The following is a 15,909-nucleotide window of genomic DNA, read 5'->3' on the forward strand; positions in this document are numbered from 1 at the left end:
GCGACTCATGAAAAAAGTGCTCTGGATGTTCGTCCTGACAATTATTTTTAACGGAACAGTATTCTCGCAATCATCACAAGTAGTTAGCGCCTGGAATTATGTTAAGTACGGGCAATTTGAAGAAGCAAAAACAGCAATCAATCAGGCTATTTTGGATCCTAAAACCAGTACATGGCCAAAAACATGGTTTTATCGGGGAAGTATTTATCTGGCTATTTACGACGACACTACTTTCAGAAAGAAAAATCCTGATGCTTTACCGGAAGCGATCAAGTCGTATGAGAAATCTATAGAAGTAAGTGCAGGAGGCAAAAATGAATACAAGGATCAGATTATTGCAGGGTTACAGGAATGTGCCTTGAATTCCTTTAATGAAGGAGTTACACCCTATAACGAGAAAGATTATCAGAAGGCCTATAACTCTTTTAAGCAATCGGCTGATGCGTATAAATACATGAATGAGACGTTCAATCTAAAAATTGCCGATACGCTATCCACATTGTATGCAGCTCATGCTGCCTCAAAACTGAAGAATTATAACGAGGCCGAAATTTTGTATAAATCACTTCTGGACAAAGGAATTTCGGATCCGGATGTTTATACTAATATGGGAGAAATGTATTTGGCAATGGGTGATACTACCAAAGCAATCGAGGTGATTTCGAAAGGAACAGCGCTTTATCCTAATGACAAAGGGCTTATGATTCAGGAATTGAATGTCTACCTTTTTTCTAAGAAGTATGATGAAGCCGAGAAAAAGTTAAAGGATGCGATTCAAAAGGATCCCAAATTTATCCCTTTGTATATTCAGTTGGCAAATATCTATGAGCAAAAGAAAGATACTGCAAATGCAAGGAAAACCTATGAGCAGGCAATTGCCATAGATCCTAACAATTTTGATGGGCAATACAGACTCGGGGCGATGTACTATAACCAGGCTGTTGAGTTAAACAATACTATGAATAAGCTTGACCTGAACCAGCAGAAGCAATATGACTTGTTGAAAGTTCAACGGGATGCGACCTTCAAAAAATCTTTACCATACCTGGAGAATGCACACCGGCAGGATGCAAAGGATATGGACACTATGATTGCGCTTAAAGAGTTGTATGCGAGATTAAATATGACTGAAAAGCTTACCATGATAAAAGGAGAAATTGATGCTGCCAAACAGTAAATAGGTGGTCTTAAAAAAAATCCTGGTCATGTTTTGGTGACCGGGATTTTTTATGTCAGTCAAGTATATAATGTAAAAGCAGGAGATGTTCCAGTTCATTGAGTTCAGTTGATAAATTGATTCAAACAATTCTTACTTAACATAATATTAATTATAGGCAACGAAGCTAAATAAATTGTCTTCTTTTTTTTAATGTGGTTTTTTTTTCCCCCCAACACGGGGTTTGTTTTTTTTTTTTTTTTTTCACAAAAAAAAAAAAACCCCCCCTCTTTAAAAAAAGACCCCCCCCCCAAACCTTTTTTTTTGTTAAGAAAAGAAGAGGGGGGCGCCCCGGGGAGAAATTTAATTAGTTATTGGGGTTTGAAAAATAAACAAAAAAAAAAGAAAAATTTTTAAAAAACCAAGGTAGAATTTTGAGTCCAAATTAATTAAACATCCATTGTTTTTTTTTATTTTTGTAATAAAAAAAAAAAAAAATTTTTTAAAATTTTTATTATTTTAAAAAAAAAAAAAAAAAAAAAAGGGGGCCCCTTCCAAAAAAAAAAAAAAATTTAAAAAAAAAAAAAAAAAAGGGGGAGAAAGGGGGGGGTGCCCTAAATTTACCAAAGAAAAAAAAGAGGATGAAAAAAAAAATTTTTTTAATTAATTTTTTTTTTTTTTCTCCTTTTTTTTTTTTTTTTTTTTTTTTTTTTTTTTTTTTTTTTTTTTTTTTCAAAAAAAAAAAAAAAAAAAAAAAAAAAAAAAAAAAAAAATCTTTTCCCCCAAATTCCCCAAGGCCCAGGGGTTTCTTCCCCGCCCGCCCCCGCTAATAAATTTATTTAAAAGAGGCTCCCCCAAAAGGAATCCCCCCCCCCCCCCCCGAGAAAAAAAAGAAAAAGAAAAAAGGAAAAAGGAAAAAAAAAAAAAAAAAAAAAAAAAGAAAGAAAGGGTTTTTGGTTTTTTTTGAGAATTTTTTTTTTTTTTCCCCCCCCTTTCTTTTTTTTCCCCCCCCGCGGATTTCCCGGTGCCCCCCCCCCGGGCAAAAAAACCCAAAAAAAAAAGGGGGGGGGGGGGGGGTGGGGCCCCGGGGAAATAATTTTTTTTTTTTTAAAAAAAAAAAATAAAAAATCCCCCCGGTTTTTTCTACTCAACATAACGTATCTCACATTATAGGCAACTTTTGTCTAGTAAATTCATTAATTGCCAAGACAAGTCGCCTATAATTAAACGTTATGTTTAGCATTGTCCAATAGTGAATCTGGATTAAACCTCTTCAAAACAATCAAATACTTGTTCCACTCATTTTTAAAATCCTTTCAAACTCAACATCACTAACCGGCATTACAGATAATCTTGAAATTCTCACCAACGGAAATTCTTTCAACTCCTTAATTGCTTTAATATCAGCAAGTGTAACCGGATTTTTTAATGGTTTTAAAACAGCTATTTCAACAGCAACCCATGCATCATCTGTAGTTGTTGGATCTTGAAAAAATTGCTTTGTAACTTTTGCCAATCCGACAATCGCCTGTGATTGCTGACTGTGATAAAACAAAACCACATCTCCTTTTTTCATTGCTTTCAAATGAATTCTGGCCGCATAGTTTCTTACGCCGGACCAATCTGTCTTTTTATCCTTCACTAAATGATCCCAACCGTAGGTTTCGGGATCTGATTTAACAAGCCAGTATTTCATAGGTGAAAAGTCGTTCGGGAGGTTTTCAGGGGTAAAAAAAAGTCCCGGCGAACTGCCAGGACTTTTGGTTTATCTATTTGCGAGAAGATTATTCGTCAACCGGCTTTTGGTCAGTCAATGTTTCTTCAGGCGTTTCTGCAACTGGAGATTCCGGAGCGGCGTCTGCAGGAGTTTCCAACTCTGCATCAGCGGCTTCTTCAGATTCTATTTTCGCTTTGGCATTGCCTTTTTCGATCTTCGATTTTAATTCAGAAAGCACACCTAGATCACCGAGTGTAGATTTCTCCACTTTCCGGTTGATGTTCTTCAGCTCAGTGCGCTGATCTTTACGTTCCACCGCTTTCTTTTCACGCACATCTTCATTTTCCTTCTCTACTTTTTCTTCCCAAACTCTTGCATGTGAAACGATGATCTTCTTATTGCCGCGGTCAAATTCGAGCACTTTTACAGGCAATGTTTCGTCCACTTCCACCGTTTTTCCATTTTCCTTTTTAAGGTGCTTGGCTGGTGCAAAAGCTTCCAATCCATAAGGCATCAGCAAAATCGCGCCCTTGTCATCTTTCTTGATCACCGTTGCCTGGTGTTCAGAACCCATTGGGAATACACTTTCGAAAGTATCCCATGGATCTTCTTCCACCTGCTTATGACCTAACGAAAGTTTGCGTTCGTCCTTATTGATGTCAAGCACCACAACTTCGAGATCATTCCCAATCCTGGTAACATCATTCGGATGATGAATGCGTTTTACCCATGAGAGATCAGAGATGTGCACAAAACCTGTAATGCCATCTTCCAATTCTACAAATACACCATATCCGCTGACGTTCTTGACAACACCTTTTGTACGTGTGCCAACCGGATATTTCTGCTCAATATCACTCCAGGGATCTTTAGTAAGTTGCTTCAGGCTCAATGACATTTTGCGTTCTGCGCGATCCATAGTCACCACCATTGCTTCGTATTCATCACCTACTTTAAAGTGTTCTTTAGAGTTGATAGGCGTGTTACTCCACGAAATCTCAGATACGTGAATCAAACCTTCTACTCCCGGTTGAATTTCAAGGAATGCGCCGTAATCTTCAATGTTTACAATCTTGCCTTTTACTTTTGACCCTACTACTATTGCGGGATCAAGAATATCCCAAGGCTGAGGAGTTAACTGTTTCAGACCAAGAGAGATACGTTTCTTCTCTTCGTCGTAATCCAATACTACCACCTGTAGCTTTTGGTTAAGCTTTAAAACTTCAGTCGGATGACTGATGCGTCCCCATGAGATGTCGGTAATGTAAAGCAATCCATCTAAACCACCGAGATCGATAAATGCACCGAAGTCAGTGATATTCTTGATAGTACCTTCGAGAATCTGACCCTTTTCCAGCTTGGAAATAATCTCCTGACGCTGACTTTCAAGATCACCTTCAATAAGGGCTTTGTGAGAAACCACGGCATTCTTAATGGTTTCGTTGATCTTCACCACTTTGAATTCCATCATTTTTCCAACATAAGAATCATAATCAGTGATCGGCTTCACATCGATTTGAGAACCAGGGAGGAAAGTTTCCAATCCAAACAGATCAACTATAAGTCCGCCTTTGGTTTTGCTGGTAATGGTTCCGGTAACGATTTCTCCGGTTTTGTAGCCATTGACAATCCGTTCCCAGGCGCGCTCCATTTTGGCGCTCTTGCGGGAAAGTGAAAGCTGACCTTTCACATTTTCCTTTTCAACCACTAAAACTTCCACTTCATCGCCTACTTTTAGTTCAGGCATGTCGCGGAATTCTGAAAGCGGCACCAATCCATCGGATTTGAATCCAATGTTCAGCACCACATCAGTGGGCGTTAATGACACTACGGTACCTTTCAGGATTTCATTGTCCGTGATGGTAACGAAGGTGCTGCTGTAGATTTCTTCTAATTTTTCGCGTTCGTCCTGTGTATAGGTCTTGACGTTGCGCTTCGATACATTCCAGTCAAAATCATCGTGTGATGTTTCAACTTTTGCGGGCTTTTCTGCCTGTACTTCTACTGGTACTTCAATTTGCGGAGTTGTTGCTCCATTTTGTGTTTCGTTGGTAGTTTCTGCTTGTGGAATTTCAGTTTTGTTTTCTTCCAATTTTTGGGTCCTCCTTTTAGGTGAGATTTCCCGTGTTTTTTAAACGGGACGACAAAGGTAAAGGAATTACGGAAAAAGGCAAACTCTTATATAAATATTGATCAGGTGATTTTTGAAGAAGTGTTTTGGGGGAAATGACAGGTAGACCCTCCTATTTATCAGGAACAAATGCGCTGTATATACAGCTAAGACAGGAGCGTTTTGGAAAATTCATTCCTTAAAGTTTCCGCCACTTTTTCCATCTGCCACAACGGAGTGGAGGTTGCGCCACAAATTCCAACAGACGAAATATTCTCGAACCATTCTTCCTGCAGCTCGCTTTCTTCTGAAACGAAGTAGGATTTTGGATTCACAGATTTGCAAACATTGTAGAGCACTTTTCCATTAGAGCTTTTCTTTCCACTAACGAATACAATCACATCATGTTGGGCAGCAAATTTTTGCAATTGAGGTTCGCGGTTAGAAACCTGCCGGCAAATGGTATCGTTGGCTTTTATTTCTTCATTTCCTGCAGCAGCCGCACGTTGCTCAATCAGGTTTTTGAAATGATAAAATTTTTCTGTGCTCTTAGTGGTTTGAGAAAAGAAAGCAATCGGACGTGTATAGTCCAGTTTATCGAGATCATCTTCTGTGGTCACAATAATTCCCTGCTGATCAGTTTGTCCCATCAGGCCGTTCACTTCCGCATGACCGGGAATTCCATAAATAACAACCTGTGCATTTTTGTCAAGCAATTTATCGTAAGAAAGCTTCACACGGTTTTGCAATTTCAATACTACCGGACAGGAGGCATCCAGTAATTCGATATTGTTTTCCATTGCAGTGATATATGTTTGCGGTGGCTCACCATGCGCACGGATCAGCACCTTGCAATCACGTAACTGACGAAGGTTTTCATGGTTGATAATTTTTAATCCTTTTGCGGTGAGTCTTTTCACCTCCACATCATTGTGAACGATGTCGCCCAGGCAATATAATTCAGCTCCGGAATCAAGTTCGTCCTCTGCCATTTGAATGGCATAAACCACTCCAAAACAAAACCCGCTGTTCTGATCAATGGTTACCGTCATCGTGCAAATTTAAACCTTGTAACTATCATGCTGATGCGATTTTCTCTTTCGCAAGCTGAAGCATCTGTTCGAATTGTTCCTGCTCCGAAAGCAAAGTATTATCGAGTTCAATTGCGTCTGCCGCTTTTTTTAAAGGAGCCGTTACCCTGGTGCTATCTAACAGATCGCGCACCGAAAGGTTTTTTGAAATCTGCGATTCTGTAACATTCAATCCCTTTTTCTTCATTTCATTGAATCTCCGTTCGCTTCTCACCTTTTTATCCGCAGTCATATAAATCTTTAGTTCTGCATCCGGGAATACGACGGTTCCGATATCGCGGCCATCCATTACCACCGCTTTGTCTTTTCCATAGATTCTGAGTTTTGAAACAATAAAGCTCCGTACCTCAGGAATGGTGCTTACTTCACTTACAAGATTCGCGATGGTGATACCTCTGATTTCTGCTTCTACATTTCTTCCATTCAGATAAATATGAGATTCGTTGCACTCAAAGTCGTGCTGAAAATTAAAAGTAATTTGCCTCAGGGCATTGGATACTTCCTGCTTTTTTTTGAAGTCTGTTTGATGTTCATGAAAATACACGGTAATGGCACGATAGAAAGCTCCTGAATCAATATAATTGTAATGAAGTGCGGCGGCTAAATGTTTGGCAAGTGTACTTTTTCCGCTGGAAGAGGGTCCATCAATAGCAATGATAATCGGATGCATGTCGCAAAATAAGCAGAAAGAAAGCAGACTAAAGAAATAAGAATTAACAAGAATTACATTTTCTTCCCGAATAATTCGTCGAGATTCACACCAAGTGTCAGATGATTGACGCCTCCTGCTACATTGTAGATAGCTCTTCCGTAGCCAATATTAAAACGGTTAATACGCACATCGGCGCCAAAGCTGAAGCCGGAAAGTCCTTTACGTAATTCAACTGCAAGTTCCTGGCGGCGTTGATGATTGTATGCGATGCTGATGCGGAAACTTTTTCCGAAATTAATTTCCGTACCGATTATCGTATGAAGAAAAAAGTTGTCGACGATATACTTCTTATCCTCTGCTTGCTGTGAAGAATCGATAAGAATAGTATTCTGATTGTCTTCATTGGGATTGTTGTACCTGAGATCCCAGCGATATAAATCATGTAATACAAGTGAAAAAAGAAAGGGTGTGTGCTGCAACCGTTTTGAAACGCCGCCCTGAATATCAAAGGGCAAAGGTTCTTTGTTACCACCAGTATAGGTTTTAAACTGCGTGCCAACATTTTTAAAAAGTATGGTTGCCGTAAATCCTTGCGCGGAATCGTGATAGGCACCTGCGACAGTAAGTGCCATGCCATTTGAACGATAAGTTTCTAACCGCGAACTGATGTAAGTAAGATTGGCACCATAGGAAAAGCGATTGATGTATTCACGCCCTGCGCCAATGGTAATCGCATATTCAGCACCATCAAACTGACCCGTTATATTTCCAATCGGGTCAGTAGATGTAAACTTACCATAGTTGACAAATTGAATGCCTCCATTAAAAGTAGTTTCCCATTTTGGCACCGTGTGTACATATCCTGCATATCCTCGTTTAATGTCACTGATGTAATCCATGTAGTTGAGTGAAAGGCGGTTGTTCATGCTTGCATTCAGCAATGCTGGATTCTGATAGCCAGTTGAAGCATCTTCATCGTAAACAGAAATAAAAGTGCCTCCCATGGCAGTAATGCGTGCGGAAGGCGCTTCATTCATGAAAAGAAAAATATTGGAACCGCCGGTTTGGGAAAATGAAGCCGATGACATGCAAAGCAGACACAACGCAATAAGCAGTGAAGACGTAATGTGTTTGTTCATGGTTAGGTAATTTGGCTGAAAGCGGACTTCAGGGAATGAGTGCTGATAGGTTCTTTTTTTAAACTTTTGTTAAACGGCCTCTTGACATCAATATTTTGAATGCTCCAAAAATATACTTTTGCTGAAGATCGCCCAAAATGAATTACGAAGAGACCATCGCATTTCTGTACACCCAACTTCCGATGTATTCGCGCATTGGGAAAGCTGCTTACAAAAGTGACTTAATTAATACTCAAAAATTGTGTGCATTGCTCGATCATCCTGAAAATGGATTCAGGAGTATTCATATTGCCGGAACGAACGGAAAGGGTTCCACGAGCCACATGCTGGCTGCCATGTTGCAAAGCAATGGTTATAAAACAGGATTATATACTTCCCCTCACCTTAAAGATTTTCGCGAAAGGATAAGGATAAACGGAGTAATGATTCCGGAAAAAGAAGTAGTTGATTTTGTAAATGCTTATCAGGAAAAAGTGATAGAGATCGGCTGCTCTTTTTTTGAGTGGACTGTCGGGCTGGCATTTGACTACTTCAGAAAAGAGCAAGTTGATATTGCTGTGATTGAAACAGGACTTGGTGGCAGACTGGATTCCACGAATGTGATCACTCCTCTCCTTTCTGTAATTACGAACGTGAGTTACGATCATATGGATTTGTTAGGTGAAACATTGCAAAAGATTGCGGTTGAAAAAGCGGGAATTATCAAACATAATATTCCTGTGGTAATCGGAGAACATTCCATGGAAACAGACGCTGTATTCATTAAAACTGCTGCGGAAAAAAGTGCTCCGCTAAGCTTTGCCGGCGACCATTGGAAAGTGACGGGTTCAAAATACAATGCGCAATCATTATTGATGAACATTGAAGGTCACCACCAGCAACAATGGCAAATTGAATTGGATTTAATGGGTGCTTACCAGGAAAAAAATATACTCACTGCACTTGAAGCGCAAAGATTATTGATAGAACAAGGTTTCATTTTAGAAATGCAAAAGTGCGTCGCTGCGCTTGGAATGGTGAAGCAACTCACCGGTCTGAGTGGTCGCTGGGAAATTCTTTCCACTGCTCCGTTAATAATTGCTGATGTTGCGCATAATGAAGCAGGAATCAATCATTCCATTCAACAATTGAAAAATTATTCATTCAAAAATTTGCACATCGTGATAGGTTTCGTCCGTGAAAAAGACATCCGGAAAATACTGTCGCTTTTTCCTGATAAGGCCATTTATTACTTCTGCAAACCTGATATACCCAGAGGATTGGAAACGGAAGCTTTGCAAGCTGCGGCAATCGAATTTGGATTGAATGGAATAAGTTATGCTTCTGTTGCAGCAGCATTTGAAGCCGCTAAAAAGAATGCATCTGTAGAAGATATTATTTATGTTGGGGGAAGCACGTTTGTGGTGGCAGAAGTAATTTAGACTAAATGTGTTTCTACCTTATTCATCAAATCAGGTCATGCATTCTTAACAGGATGTACCTGAATTCTTCCCCGCGAATAATTTTAAGCATGATGCTTTTCGCTCCGGGATCACTGAAGAGGTGGTCAATATTTCCCAGCTCCATATTTTTTACCGGGACGAAATTAACTTCTACCAATTCATCGTCGGGTTGAATGCCGGCTTCGGCTGCAGGTGAATTTGGTTTCACCTGGAATATAATAAACCGGTTGTAAGCTTCACCCCCACCTACCACTTCAATTCCTACACGATCGTATTCAAATGGTTCTTTAAATTTTGAATTGGGCTTCAGGTATAATTTCCTGTTGTTATAATCGAGGATCACAGAAAATCTTTTCAGGATAAAATTTCCGATGCTTCCGTTTCGCTTGCCCGATTCGGCCTTGCTTTCCCAATTGTTATAATCAGGAAACGAAGTTATTACCTGGAAAAAATTGAATGTCCCAATTCTTACTTCATTGGTGCGGGCAAGACTTCCATTAATGATTCCATTTAAACCAAGTCCCAGTTGCGTTTCAAGATGTCGTTCAGGAATCTTAATCCGCTTGTCAGAATTACTTTGCAATGAAAGTGGAAATCCTGCACCTGTATCCAGCAGCAGGTCAAGTGGAATATCTTCATTATTGAGTGAACAGGACGCTTTTATGAATGGTTTATTCGAGCGGATTTCTATCGGCAATGATTCATACTTTTCTGAGGGTTTAAAATGATTGTAATCGTACAGTGTCAGAATTCTTTCTCCATAATTTATTTTGACAACAAAACTGCTGAAGAATTCATAACCAATAATGCCGGTGATTTTTACTCCGAGGTAGGTAGAGAGAAAGAACGGATCTTCTTCAAACACCACACCTGTCATGGGGAGACTTTCAAGTCCTGGCATGGAAACAGAAACGCCGCTTACTGTAAATGCATTTACGCCTTCCTTTTCTCCCAGACCGCTGATCAATAATTTTTTTCCTGTCTGCAATCTCAGCGCATCCTTGATTGCCGGATCTGTAATGGTGAGAACGCCCACACCTGTGTCGAGCACAAAATTATACGGACCTTTTCCATTTAACTTAACAGGAATTACTATGAGGTTGCGGTAGAATTTATAGGCAATGGAAATGTGTTTTTGATTCCTGGAAAAATGAAGATAAGGCTGTGCAATTGCACCTGTTGCAAACATCAATAATAACAAGCAAATAAAGACGATTGATCGAGCGATTCGACGTGAGAAAATATTTACATAGCATAAGAATCTGGCAGGTTGCACCATAATCAGTGAGTAGACGCAAACATAAGGTCTATAGTTGGATGTATGGTAGTTGGAGGATTCTGCGAAGCTTAGTGCCTGAGTTTAATTAGCTGTAACAGTATGACAAGTGGAAGTTTTTGGAGGGCGGATCGCTCTAAGAGTCCTTCGGACAATGACAGGTTTAATTGGAACAGGTTTACAAGATTAGTATGAAGTTGAGGATTGGCTTGTCTGCCTGCTGTCCGGCTTCGCCGCAACAATTTAACCATATAGCAATTAAACAATTGAGCAATCACCCACTGAACTCAGTTTACAAACAATGATCACTTGCGCTTATTAAGCAACTTCTCAAACACCTCCACATATTGATCAGTGATGTGTTCCCAGGTATAACGTTCTGTAATACGATTGCGTGATTTGTCTCTATATGATTGCGCAAGTTTTTCGTCAGCATCAATCATGTTGATCTTCTCTGCAAGATCAGCAACATCCTTTTTATAAAGAACGCCATACTCACCGTCCTTCAACACTTCACGATTGAATACGGTGTCCAATGCAATTACACAATTACCATAAGCAAGGCCTTTGAGCAAGGCGGGATTGGTGCCGCCGAATTCGTGGCCATGCGTATAGGCATACGCGTTGGCATGTAACTCTTTGATGAGTGTGCTGTCGTTAATGTGACCAAGAAATTTTACCCTGTCAGGATCTGCAATTGCACGCAGCTCTTCTTCAAACGGGTTTTTATAAACGGTTCCGCCGGCAATGGCAAGCACTCTTTTTGAATTGGATTTCAGGAAAGCTTTTACAATAATATCCGCATTGTTATCGGGCACGAGGCGGGAAGCTATGAGGTAATAATTATAAGGTTCCAGTCCGAGTTTGCGAATGGAATCAGGATTCTCCGCATATTTCAGATCAGCTCCATAGGCAATATCTGTAGAATCGCAATTGAATTCTTTCTTGTAATAATCCTGCATGCCTTTAGCATCAGTTATGACTACGTTGAAGAATTTAGTAGCACACCATGCACCAAAATAAAAATATTTCTTGCCGGCATTGCTCCATTTGGGGCGCATCCATTCTAATCCATCTACGTTGATGCAGTTGCGTTTTCCGAACATGCTTAACAACAGTCCCCATGGACCATTCGCCGCATTGCAAAACAATACAACATCTGTATTTGAAAAAATGACTTTCCAGGTTGAAAGAAAAGAATGTGAGAATTGAGAAGTGTTTTTTCCTTTCATAGAAGGAATATATTTCAACTTGATGCCCCGGTATTCCGGTTGAAAATCCGTGAACATATTTTTATGAGCATACACAGTTACTTCGTGTCCGCGATCTACCAACCGCACGCCCAGTTCTTCAGCAAATGCTTCATAACCACTGTAACCTGAAGGAATTCCTCTTGTGCCGAGTATTGCTATTTTCATGCTTGATCTGACAGTTCTGCTCTATGAATTATTACGACTGATAATTTTCTTTCAGGAAATCAATCAATGCATCTTTCCAGTTCGGCATTTGATTGAGGTTGATTTTTTTCAATTGCTGATTTTCCAAAACGGAATAAAAAGGACGCTTCACCACCAATGGAAAATCCTTCACGCTTGCTTCAAACAACGGTGTTTTTAATTGCAATGTGTCGAAAATAGTGCGTGCAAATTCGTACCAGGAAACTTCACCTTCGCAAGTCATGTGATACAAGCCGTACGCTTCCGTTTCAATCAGCGACAAAGTGTTTTTAGCAATTTCTCTTGTCGGTGTAGGTGTGAGTATTTCATCATTTACTACTCTTACTTCAGGTTTTTCTTTCGACAGCTTCACCATCGTAGAAATAAAATTTCCTCCTTTGGCGCGACAGGGAATCTTACCGTAAATTCCGGATACGCGAAGCACAAAATGATTAGTGGAGTAATTCAGAATAAATTGCTCGCCAGCATATTTCGTAATGGCATAAACACTTTGCGGGAAGACGGCATCAGATTCAACATACGGTTTCATCTTTCTTCCATCAAAAACATAGTCGGTTGAATATTGCACCAGTTTACATCCAAGCTCACTGGAAACTTTAGCCAGATTAAGTGAACCAATGCCATTAATTTTAAAAGCGTTGTCAGGTTCCGTTTCGCATTTTGGAACGTTGTGCGCAGCAGCAGTACAGATCACAGCATCCGCTTTGATCTCACTGAGCACTTTCTTTACGTTGTCAATGTCGCCAATCTCAATATCCTGGTGCGTCAACGGCACTATTTCATGCTTTGAAGCGAACACTTCGCATACGTCGGTGCCGAGTTGGCCGTTGGCTCCTATTACTGCTACTTTCATGACTAGGATTTTTAGGATTGAAGGATGATAGGATTACTACGAATCCAATTGGCCGGAATTTTTAGGATTGAAGGAATACAGGATTATTTCAAATCCGATAGCGACAATCATTTCAGTTAAGAGATTGAAAACCCGATCAGATTTTTTTGAAGATCTGGATATTGTAGTAGTTAGGGTTATCAAAATCCTTGAACTTGTCGTAGTTGTGTACTAACTCATCAAGGATAGATTCTACGCTGTGAGTGGGTTTAAAGCTGAGCATGTTCGTTGCCTTTTCGCTGGTTACTTTGTAATTGCGAAAATCCTGAACATTCTTAATATTCAACTTGATCTTCTTATTCATTTTGGTATCCACCGCTTCTTTCACAAAATCAGCCACCTCTCCAACTGTATAATTTCCCGAAGCAATATTGAAGATGCCGGAAATTTCTGCTGCCGATTCAATGGCCCTGATATAAGCGCTTGTTGCGTCCTGCAAAGCGAGGATCGGGCGCCAGATACTCGGATTATTAATAATGATTTCGCCGGTAGCTACAGCAGTTTTAAACATCGTATTCACGATAAGATCCAAACGCATGCGTGGACTGTAACCGCTCACCGTGCCCTGGCGGAATGCGATAACTGAGAAGTTTTTATCACTCATCTGAATGACAGCCTGCTCACCCTGAAGTTTCGAAATTCCATAAGGATAGTTGGAAACAGCGGGAGAACTTTCATCATACAATTCATTCACCGTGTAACCGTACACTGAGCAGGAACCTGCATAGATGAACCGTTTTACGCCTGCACGTTTTGCGATGTATGCGAGGTAAGCAGGTGATGAAGCATTGCTGACAAAATTCTTGGCCGGAGAAAATTCGGCCATCGGATCGTTCGAAAGGCCGGCAAGAAACACCACTTCATCATAACCTTCCAGTTCTTTTTCTGTAAGATCAAAAATGTCTTTCTGGATCACCTTCACTTCTTTGGGAAGGTTGTTTCCAAACCAGAGTAAATCCACTACATCCACTTCATATCCTCTGTCAAGTACTTTTGGAATAAGCGCAGAACCAATGTAACCTGCTCCGCCTGCAATGAGAATTTTCATCGTTATTGTTGTTTAGAAGTTAATTAGTTTAATTTTTATAATTTTTTCTGTCTTCAATGAAGTAAACTTTGGCAGGGTTCATTTCAATTAAGTTTTTTATGACAGCAGCTTACAAACCCCGCCAAAGTTCAGCATCCTTTTAATACTTAAAGAAATCTGATTCCGGACGGGCATTCCATTCTGCCAATGTCTGTGCGATCTCATCTTTCTTTGAAAGAATCGGTTCTTTAACCGGCCATTCAACGCCGATTGCAGGATCGTTCCAACGAATGCCGCTTTCTGCTTTGTTGTTGTACATACCTGAACAGATGTATTGAATTTCTGCATAATCACTTAATACAGCAAATCCACGCGCAAAGCTTGGCGGTGCATAGATCATCAGTTTATTTTCGGAAGAAACTTCACGACCATACCATTTTCCGAATGTGGGTGAACCTTTACGAATGTCAACAGCCACCAGGAAAGCTGCTCCGACAGGAACACGCATCAACTTTCCCATGCCAGGCTCCCATTGAAAGTGCAATCCGCGAACGACATCTTTCACTGAACCACTGTGATTATGCTGTACGAAATCCGTAGGCAGTCCCATTTCCTTAAATTGGTCCATTCTGAAGGTTTCCATAAAGAAACCGCGCTCATCTTTAAACACTTCGGGTTTTAAAACCACCACCCCGTCGCTGAGGTGTTTTGATTCAATTTCGATCTTCATTCGTTGGTTGTTGAGGGCTTTTTTTAAGACGGCGCAAAGATAAACGAAACGATAAGAAATCCGAATGATGAAACATTTTGTGCCTGCGGAATTACCAACGACAGTATGTTAGTAGCAATACTTACAATATGAAATCATCCACTGACAATGTACTACCACAATGCTCTTATTTCGGGTGCTTTGTAAATAAAGCTTCTGAAAGATCAGTGAATACCAATAGAAGATAGATACCTTTCAGCATCCAGCGCTGCCATACAACCGGAACCTGCAGCAGTTACTGCCTGGCGATAATTTTTATCCTGCACATCACCGGCAGCAAAAACTCCCGCAATATTTGTTTTGGCAGAACCTGAAATGGTTTTGATATAACCTTGTTCATCAGTTTCAATAAAATCTTTGAATGGACCTGAATTGGGTTCATGACCAATAGCAACAAAAAAACCTTTTACAGGAATATCATGTGTTTCACCGGTGGTTTTATTTTTTACCCGAACTCCATCCACCAGTTTATCTCCTAAAACCTCTAAAGTTTCAGTATTCCAATACACTTTTATTTTTGGATTGATCATCACACGTTCCTGCATTACAGCTGAAGCGCGCATTTTTTCGCTTCTCACTAACATGTGAACCATTGGGGAAAGCTTCGACAGGTATAAAGCTTCTTCGCAAGCCGTATCTCCTGCACCAACGATGGCGAGTTCCTGCCCTTTATAGAAAAATCCATCACACACTGCACAAGCGGAAACACCACTTCCATTGAGCCTTTGTTCAGATGGTAATCCCAGCCATTTGGCAGTTGCACCTGTTGATATAATTACAGTGTAAGCCTGTATTTCTTCTCCCGAGTCAAGAAATAATTTATGAATGGGTCCGGTGAAATCCACCTTGCTGATGTAACCGAATCTTATATCTGTTCCCATCCTCTCCGCCTGTTGTCGGAATTCTTCCATCATCTCCGGACCTTGAATTCCTTTTGGATAACCAGGATAATTCTCTACCTCTGTTGTAAGCATCAATTGTCCGCCAGGCTCAATGCCCTGGTACATGACAGGATACAGATTTGCACGCGAAGCATAAATGGCGGCGGTATATCCGGCCGGCCCGGAACCAACAATCACGCAATGATGAATTTTTGAATCAGTCATTTGTTCTTTTGAAATTTATAAATAGAAATCATGATGAAAGACAAAAATCATCAAATAAAAGTTTCAACAGGAATT

The 15,909-nt window shown here is 40.2% G+C and carries 13 protein-coding genes; 2 read left to right on the top strand and 11 right to left on the bottom strand.

From position 1 onward, the window contains the following. The first annotated feature begins 7 nt into the window (after positions 1–7). Positions 8–1,177 (top strand): tetratricopeptide repeat protein, encoded by a 1,170-nt coding sequence (locus tag IPO83_17040; GenBank protein ID MBK9732960.1) that lies wholly within the window; start codon positions 8–10, stop codon positions 1,175–1,177. A 1,261-nt stretch (positions 1,178–2,438) separates the two neighbouring features. Here the strand turns inward: IPO83_17040 and IPO83_17045 are convergent. The 5 genes from IPO83_17045 to porQ all read right to left on the bottom strand — a co-directional run bounded on the left by IPO83_17045 (position 2,439) and on the right by porQ (position 7,865). After that, positions 2,439–2,852 carry an EVE domain-containing protein gene (locus tag IPO83_17045; protein MBK9732961.1) on the bottom strand — a complete coding sequence of 138 codons (414 nt, stop codon included), beginning with the start codon at positions 2,850–2,852 and terminating at the stop codon, positions 2,439–2,441. 88 nt (positions 2,853–2,940) lie between these two features. Beyond that, complete coding sequence (gene rpsA / locus IPO83_17050; protein MBK9732962.1) at positions 2,941–4,992, bottom strand: 30S ribosomal protein S1; 2,052 nt, start codon at positions 4,990–4,992, stop codon at positions 2,941–2,943. A gap of 158 nt (positions 4,993–5,150) precedes the next feature. Next, the gene (locus IPO83_17055) at positions 5,151–6,035 is read right to left on the bottom strand and encodes a 4-hydroxy-3-methylbut-2-enyl diphosphate reductase (GenBank protein ID MBK9732963.1); all 885 of its coding nucleotides are present in this window, start codon (positions 6,033–6,035) and stop codon (positions 5,151–5,153) included. A 25-nt stretch (positions 6,036–6,060) separates the two neighbouring features. Continuing rightward, positions 6,061–6,744 carry a (d)CMP kinase gene (locus IPO83_17060; GenBank protein MBK9732964.1) on the bottom strand — a complete coding sequence of 228 codons (684 nt, stop codon included), beginning with the start codon at positions 6,742–6,744 and terminating at the stop codon, positions 6,061–6,063. 53 nt (positions 6,745–6,797) lie between these two features. Continuing rightward, positions 6,798–7,865, bottom strand: a complete 1,068-nt coding sequence (gene porQ / locus IPO83_17065) for a type IX secretion system protein PorQ (GenBank protein MBK9732965.1) — start codon at positions 7,863–7,865, stop codon at positions 6,798–6,800. 137 nt (positions 7,866–8,002) lie between these two features. On the opposite strand from porQ, the gene IPO83_17070 reads away from it, so the two are divergent. Continuing rightward, positions 8,003–9,286 (top strand): bifunctional folylpolyglutamate synthase/dihydrofolate synthase, encoded by a 1,284-nt coding sequence (locus IPO83_17070; GenBank protein MBK9732966.1) that lies wholly within the window; start codon positions 8,003–8,005, stop codon positions 9,284–9,286. A 25-nt stretch (positions 9,287–9,311) separates the two neighbouring features. Here IPO83_17070 and IPO83_17075 read toward each other — a convergent pair whose 3' ends face one another. From IPO83_17075 to trxB, 6 genes are all read right to left on the bottom strand, one after another. Beyond that, the gene (locus IPO83_17075) at positions 9,312–10,508 is read right to left on the bottom strand and encodes an aspartyl protease family protein (GenBank protein ID MBK9732967.1); all 1,197 of its coding nucleotides are present in this window, start codon (positions 10,506–10,508) and stop codon (positions 9,312–9,314) included. Positions 10,509–10,888: 380 nt separating this feature from the next. Then, positions 10,889–12,001 (bottom strand): DUF1972 domain-containing protein, encoded by a 1,113-nt coding sequence (locus tag IPO83_17080; protein MBK9732968.1) that lies wholly within the window; start codon positions 11,999–12,001, stop codon positions 10,889–10,891. 31 nt (positions 12,002–12,032) lie between these two features. Further along, positions 12,033–12,893: a dTDP-4-dehydrorhamnose reductase gene (rfbD, locus tag IPO83_17085; GenBank protein MBK9732969.1), complete on the bottom strand. Its 861-nt coding sequence runs from the start codon at positions 12,891–12,893 to the stop codon at positions 12,033–12,035. Positions 12,894–13,029: 136 nt separating this feature from the next. Beyond that, entirely contained in the window at positions 13,030–13,980 is a 951-nt protein-coding gene (locus IPO83_17090) for an SDR family oxidoreductase (GenBank protein ID MBK9732970.1), read from the bottom strand. Between the two features lie 139 nt (positions 13,981–14,119). Further along, positions 14,120–14,689, bottom strand: coding sequence for a dTDP-4-dehydrorhamnose 3,5-epimerase (gene rfbC, locus IPO83_17095; GenBank protein ID MBK9732971.1), 570 nt, complete (start codon positions 14,687–14,689; stop codon positions 14,120–14,122). Positions 14,690–14,892: 203 nt separating this feature from the next. Further along, complete coding sequence (gene trxB / locus IPO83_17100; GenBank protein ID MBK9732972.1) at positions 14,893–15,834, bottom strand: thioredoxin-disulfide reductase; 942 nt, start codon at positions 15,832–15,834, stop codon at positions 14,893–14,895. Positions 15,835–15,909: the final 75 nt, after the last annotated feature.

This window comes from Chitinophagaceae bacterium, from assembly GCA_016717285.1.
Lineage (GTDB): Bacteria > Bacteroidota > Bacteroidia > Chitinophagales > UBA10324 > JACCZZ01.

Bases quoted from the DNA above. Each gene is read 5' to 3' on its own strand.
- IPO83_17040 (MBK9732960.1), top strand. From the start codon at position 8: ATGAAAAAAGTGCTCTGGATGTTCGTCCTGACAATTATTTTTAACGGA.
- IPO83_17045 (MBK9732961.1), bottom strand. From the start codon at position 2,852: ATGAAATACTGGCTTGTTAAATCAGATCCCGAAACCTACGGTTGGGAT.
- IPO83_17055 (MBK9732963.1), bottom strand. From the start codon at position 6,035: ATGACGGTAACCATTGATCAGAACAGCGGGTTTTGTTTTGGAGTGGTT.
- IPO83_17060 (MBK9732964.1), bottom strand. From the start codon at position 6,744: ATGCATCCGATTATCATTGCTATTGATGGACCCTCTTCCAGCGGAAAA.
- porQ (MBK9732965.1), bottom strand. From the start codon at position 7,865: ATGAACAAACACATTACGTCTTCACTGCTTATTGCGTTGTGTCTGCTT.
- IPO83_17070 (MBK9732966.1), top strand. From the start codon at position 8,003: ATGAATTACGAAGAGACCATCGCATTTCTGTACACCCAACTTCCGATG.
- IPO83_17080 (MBK9732968.1), bottom strand. From the start codon at position 12,001: ATGAAAATAGCAATACTCGGCACAAGAGGAATTCCTTCAGGTTACAGT.
- rfbD (MBK9732969.1), bottom strand. From the start codon at position 12,893: ATGAAAGTAGCAGTAATAGGAGCCAACGGCCAACTCGGCACCGACGTA.
- IPO83_17090 (MBK9732970.1), bottom strand. From the start codon at position 13,980: ATGAAAATTCTCATTGCAGGCGGAGCAGGTTACATTGGTTCTGCGCTT.
- rfbC (MBK9732971.1), bottom strand. From the start codon at position 14,689: ATGAAGATCGAAATTGAATCAAAACACCTCAGCGACGGGGTGGTGGTT.
- trxB (MBK9732972.1), bottom strand. From the start codon at position 15,834: ATGACTGATTCAAAAATTCATCATTGCGTGATTGTTGGTTCCGGGCCG.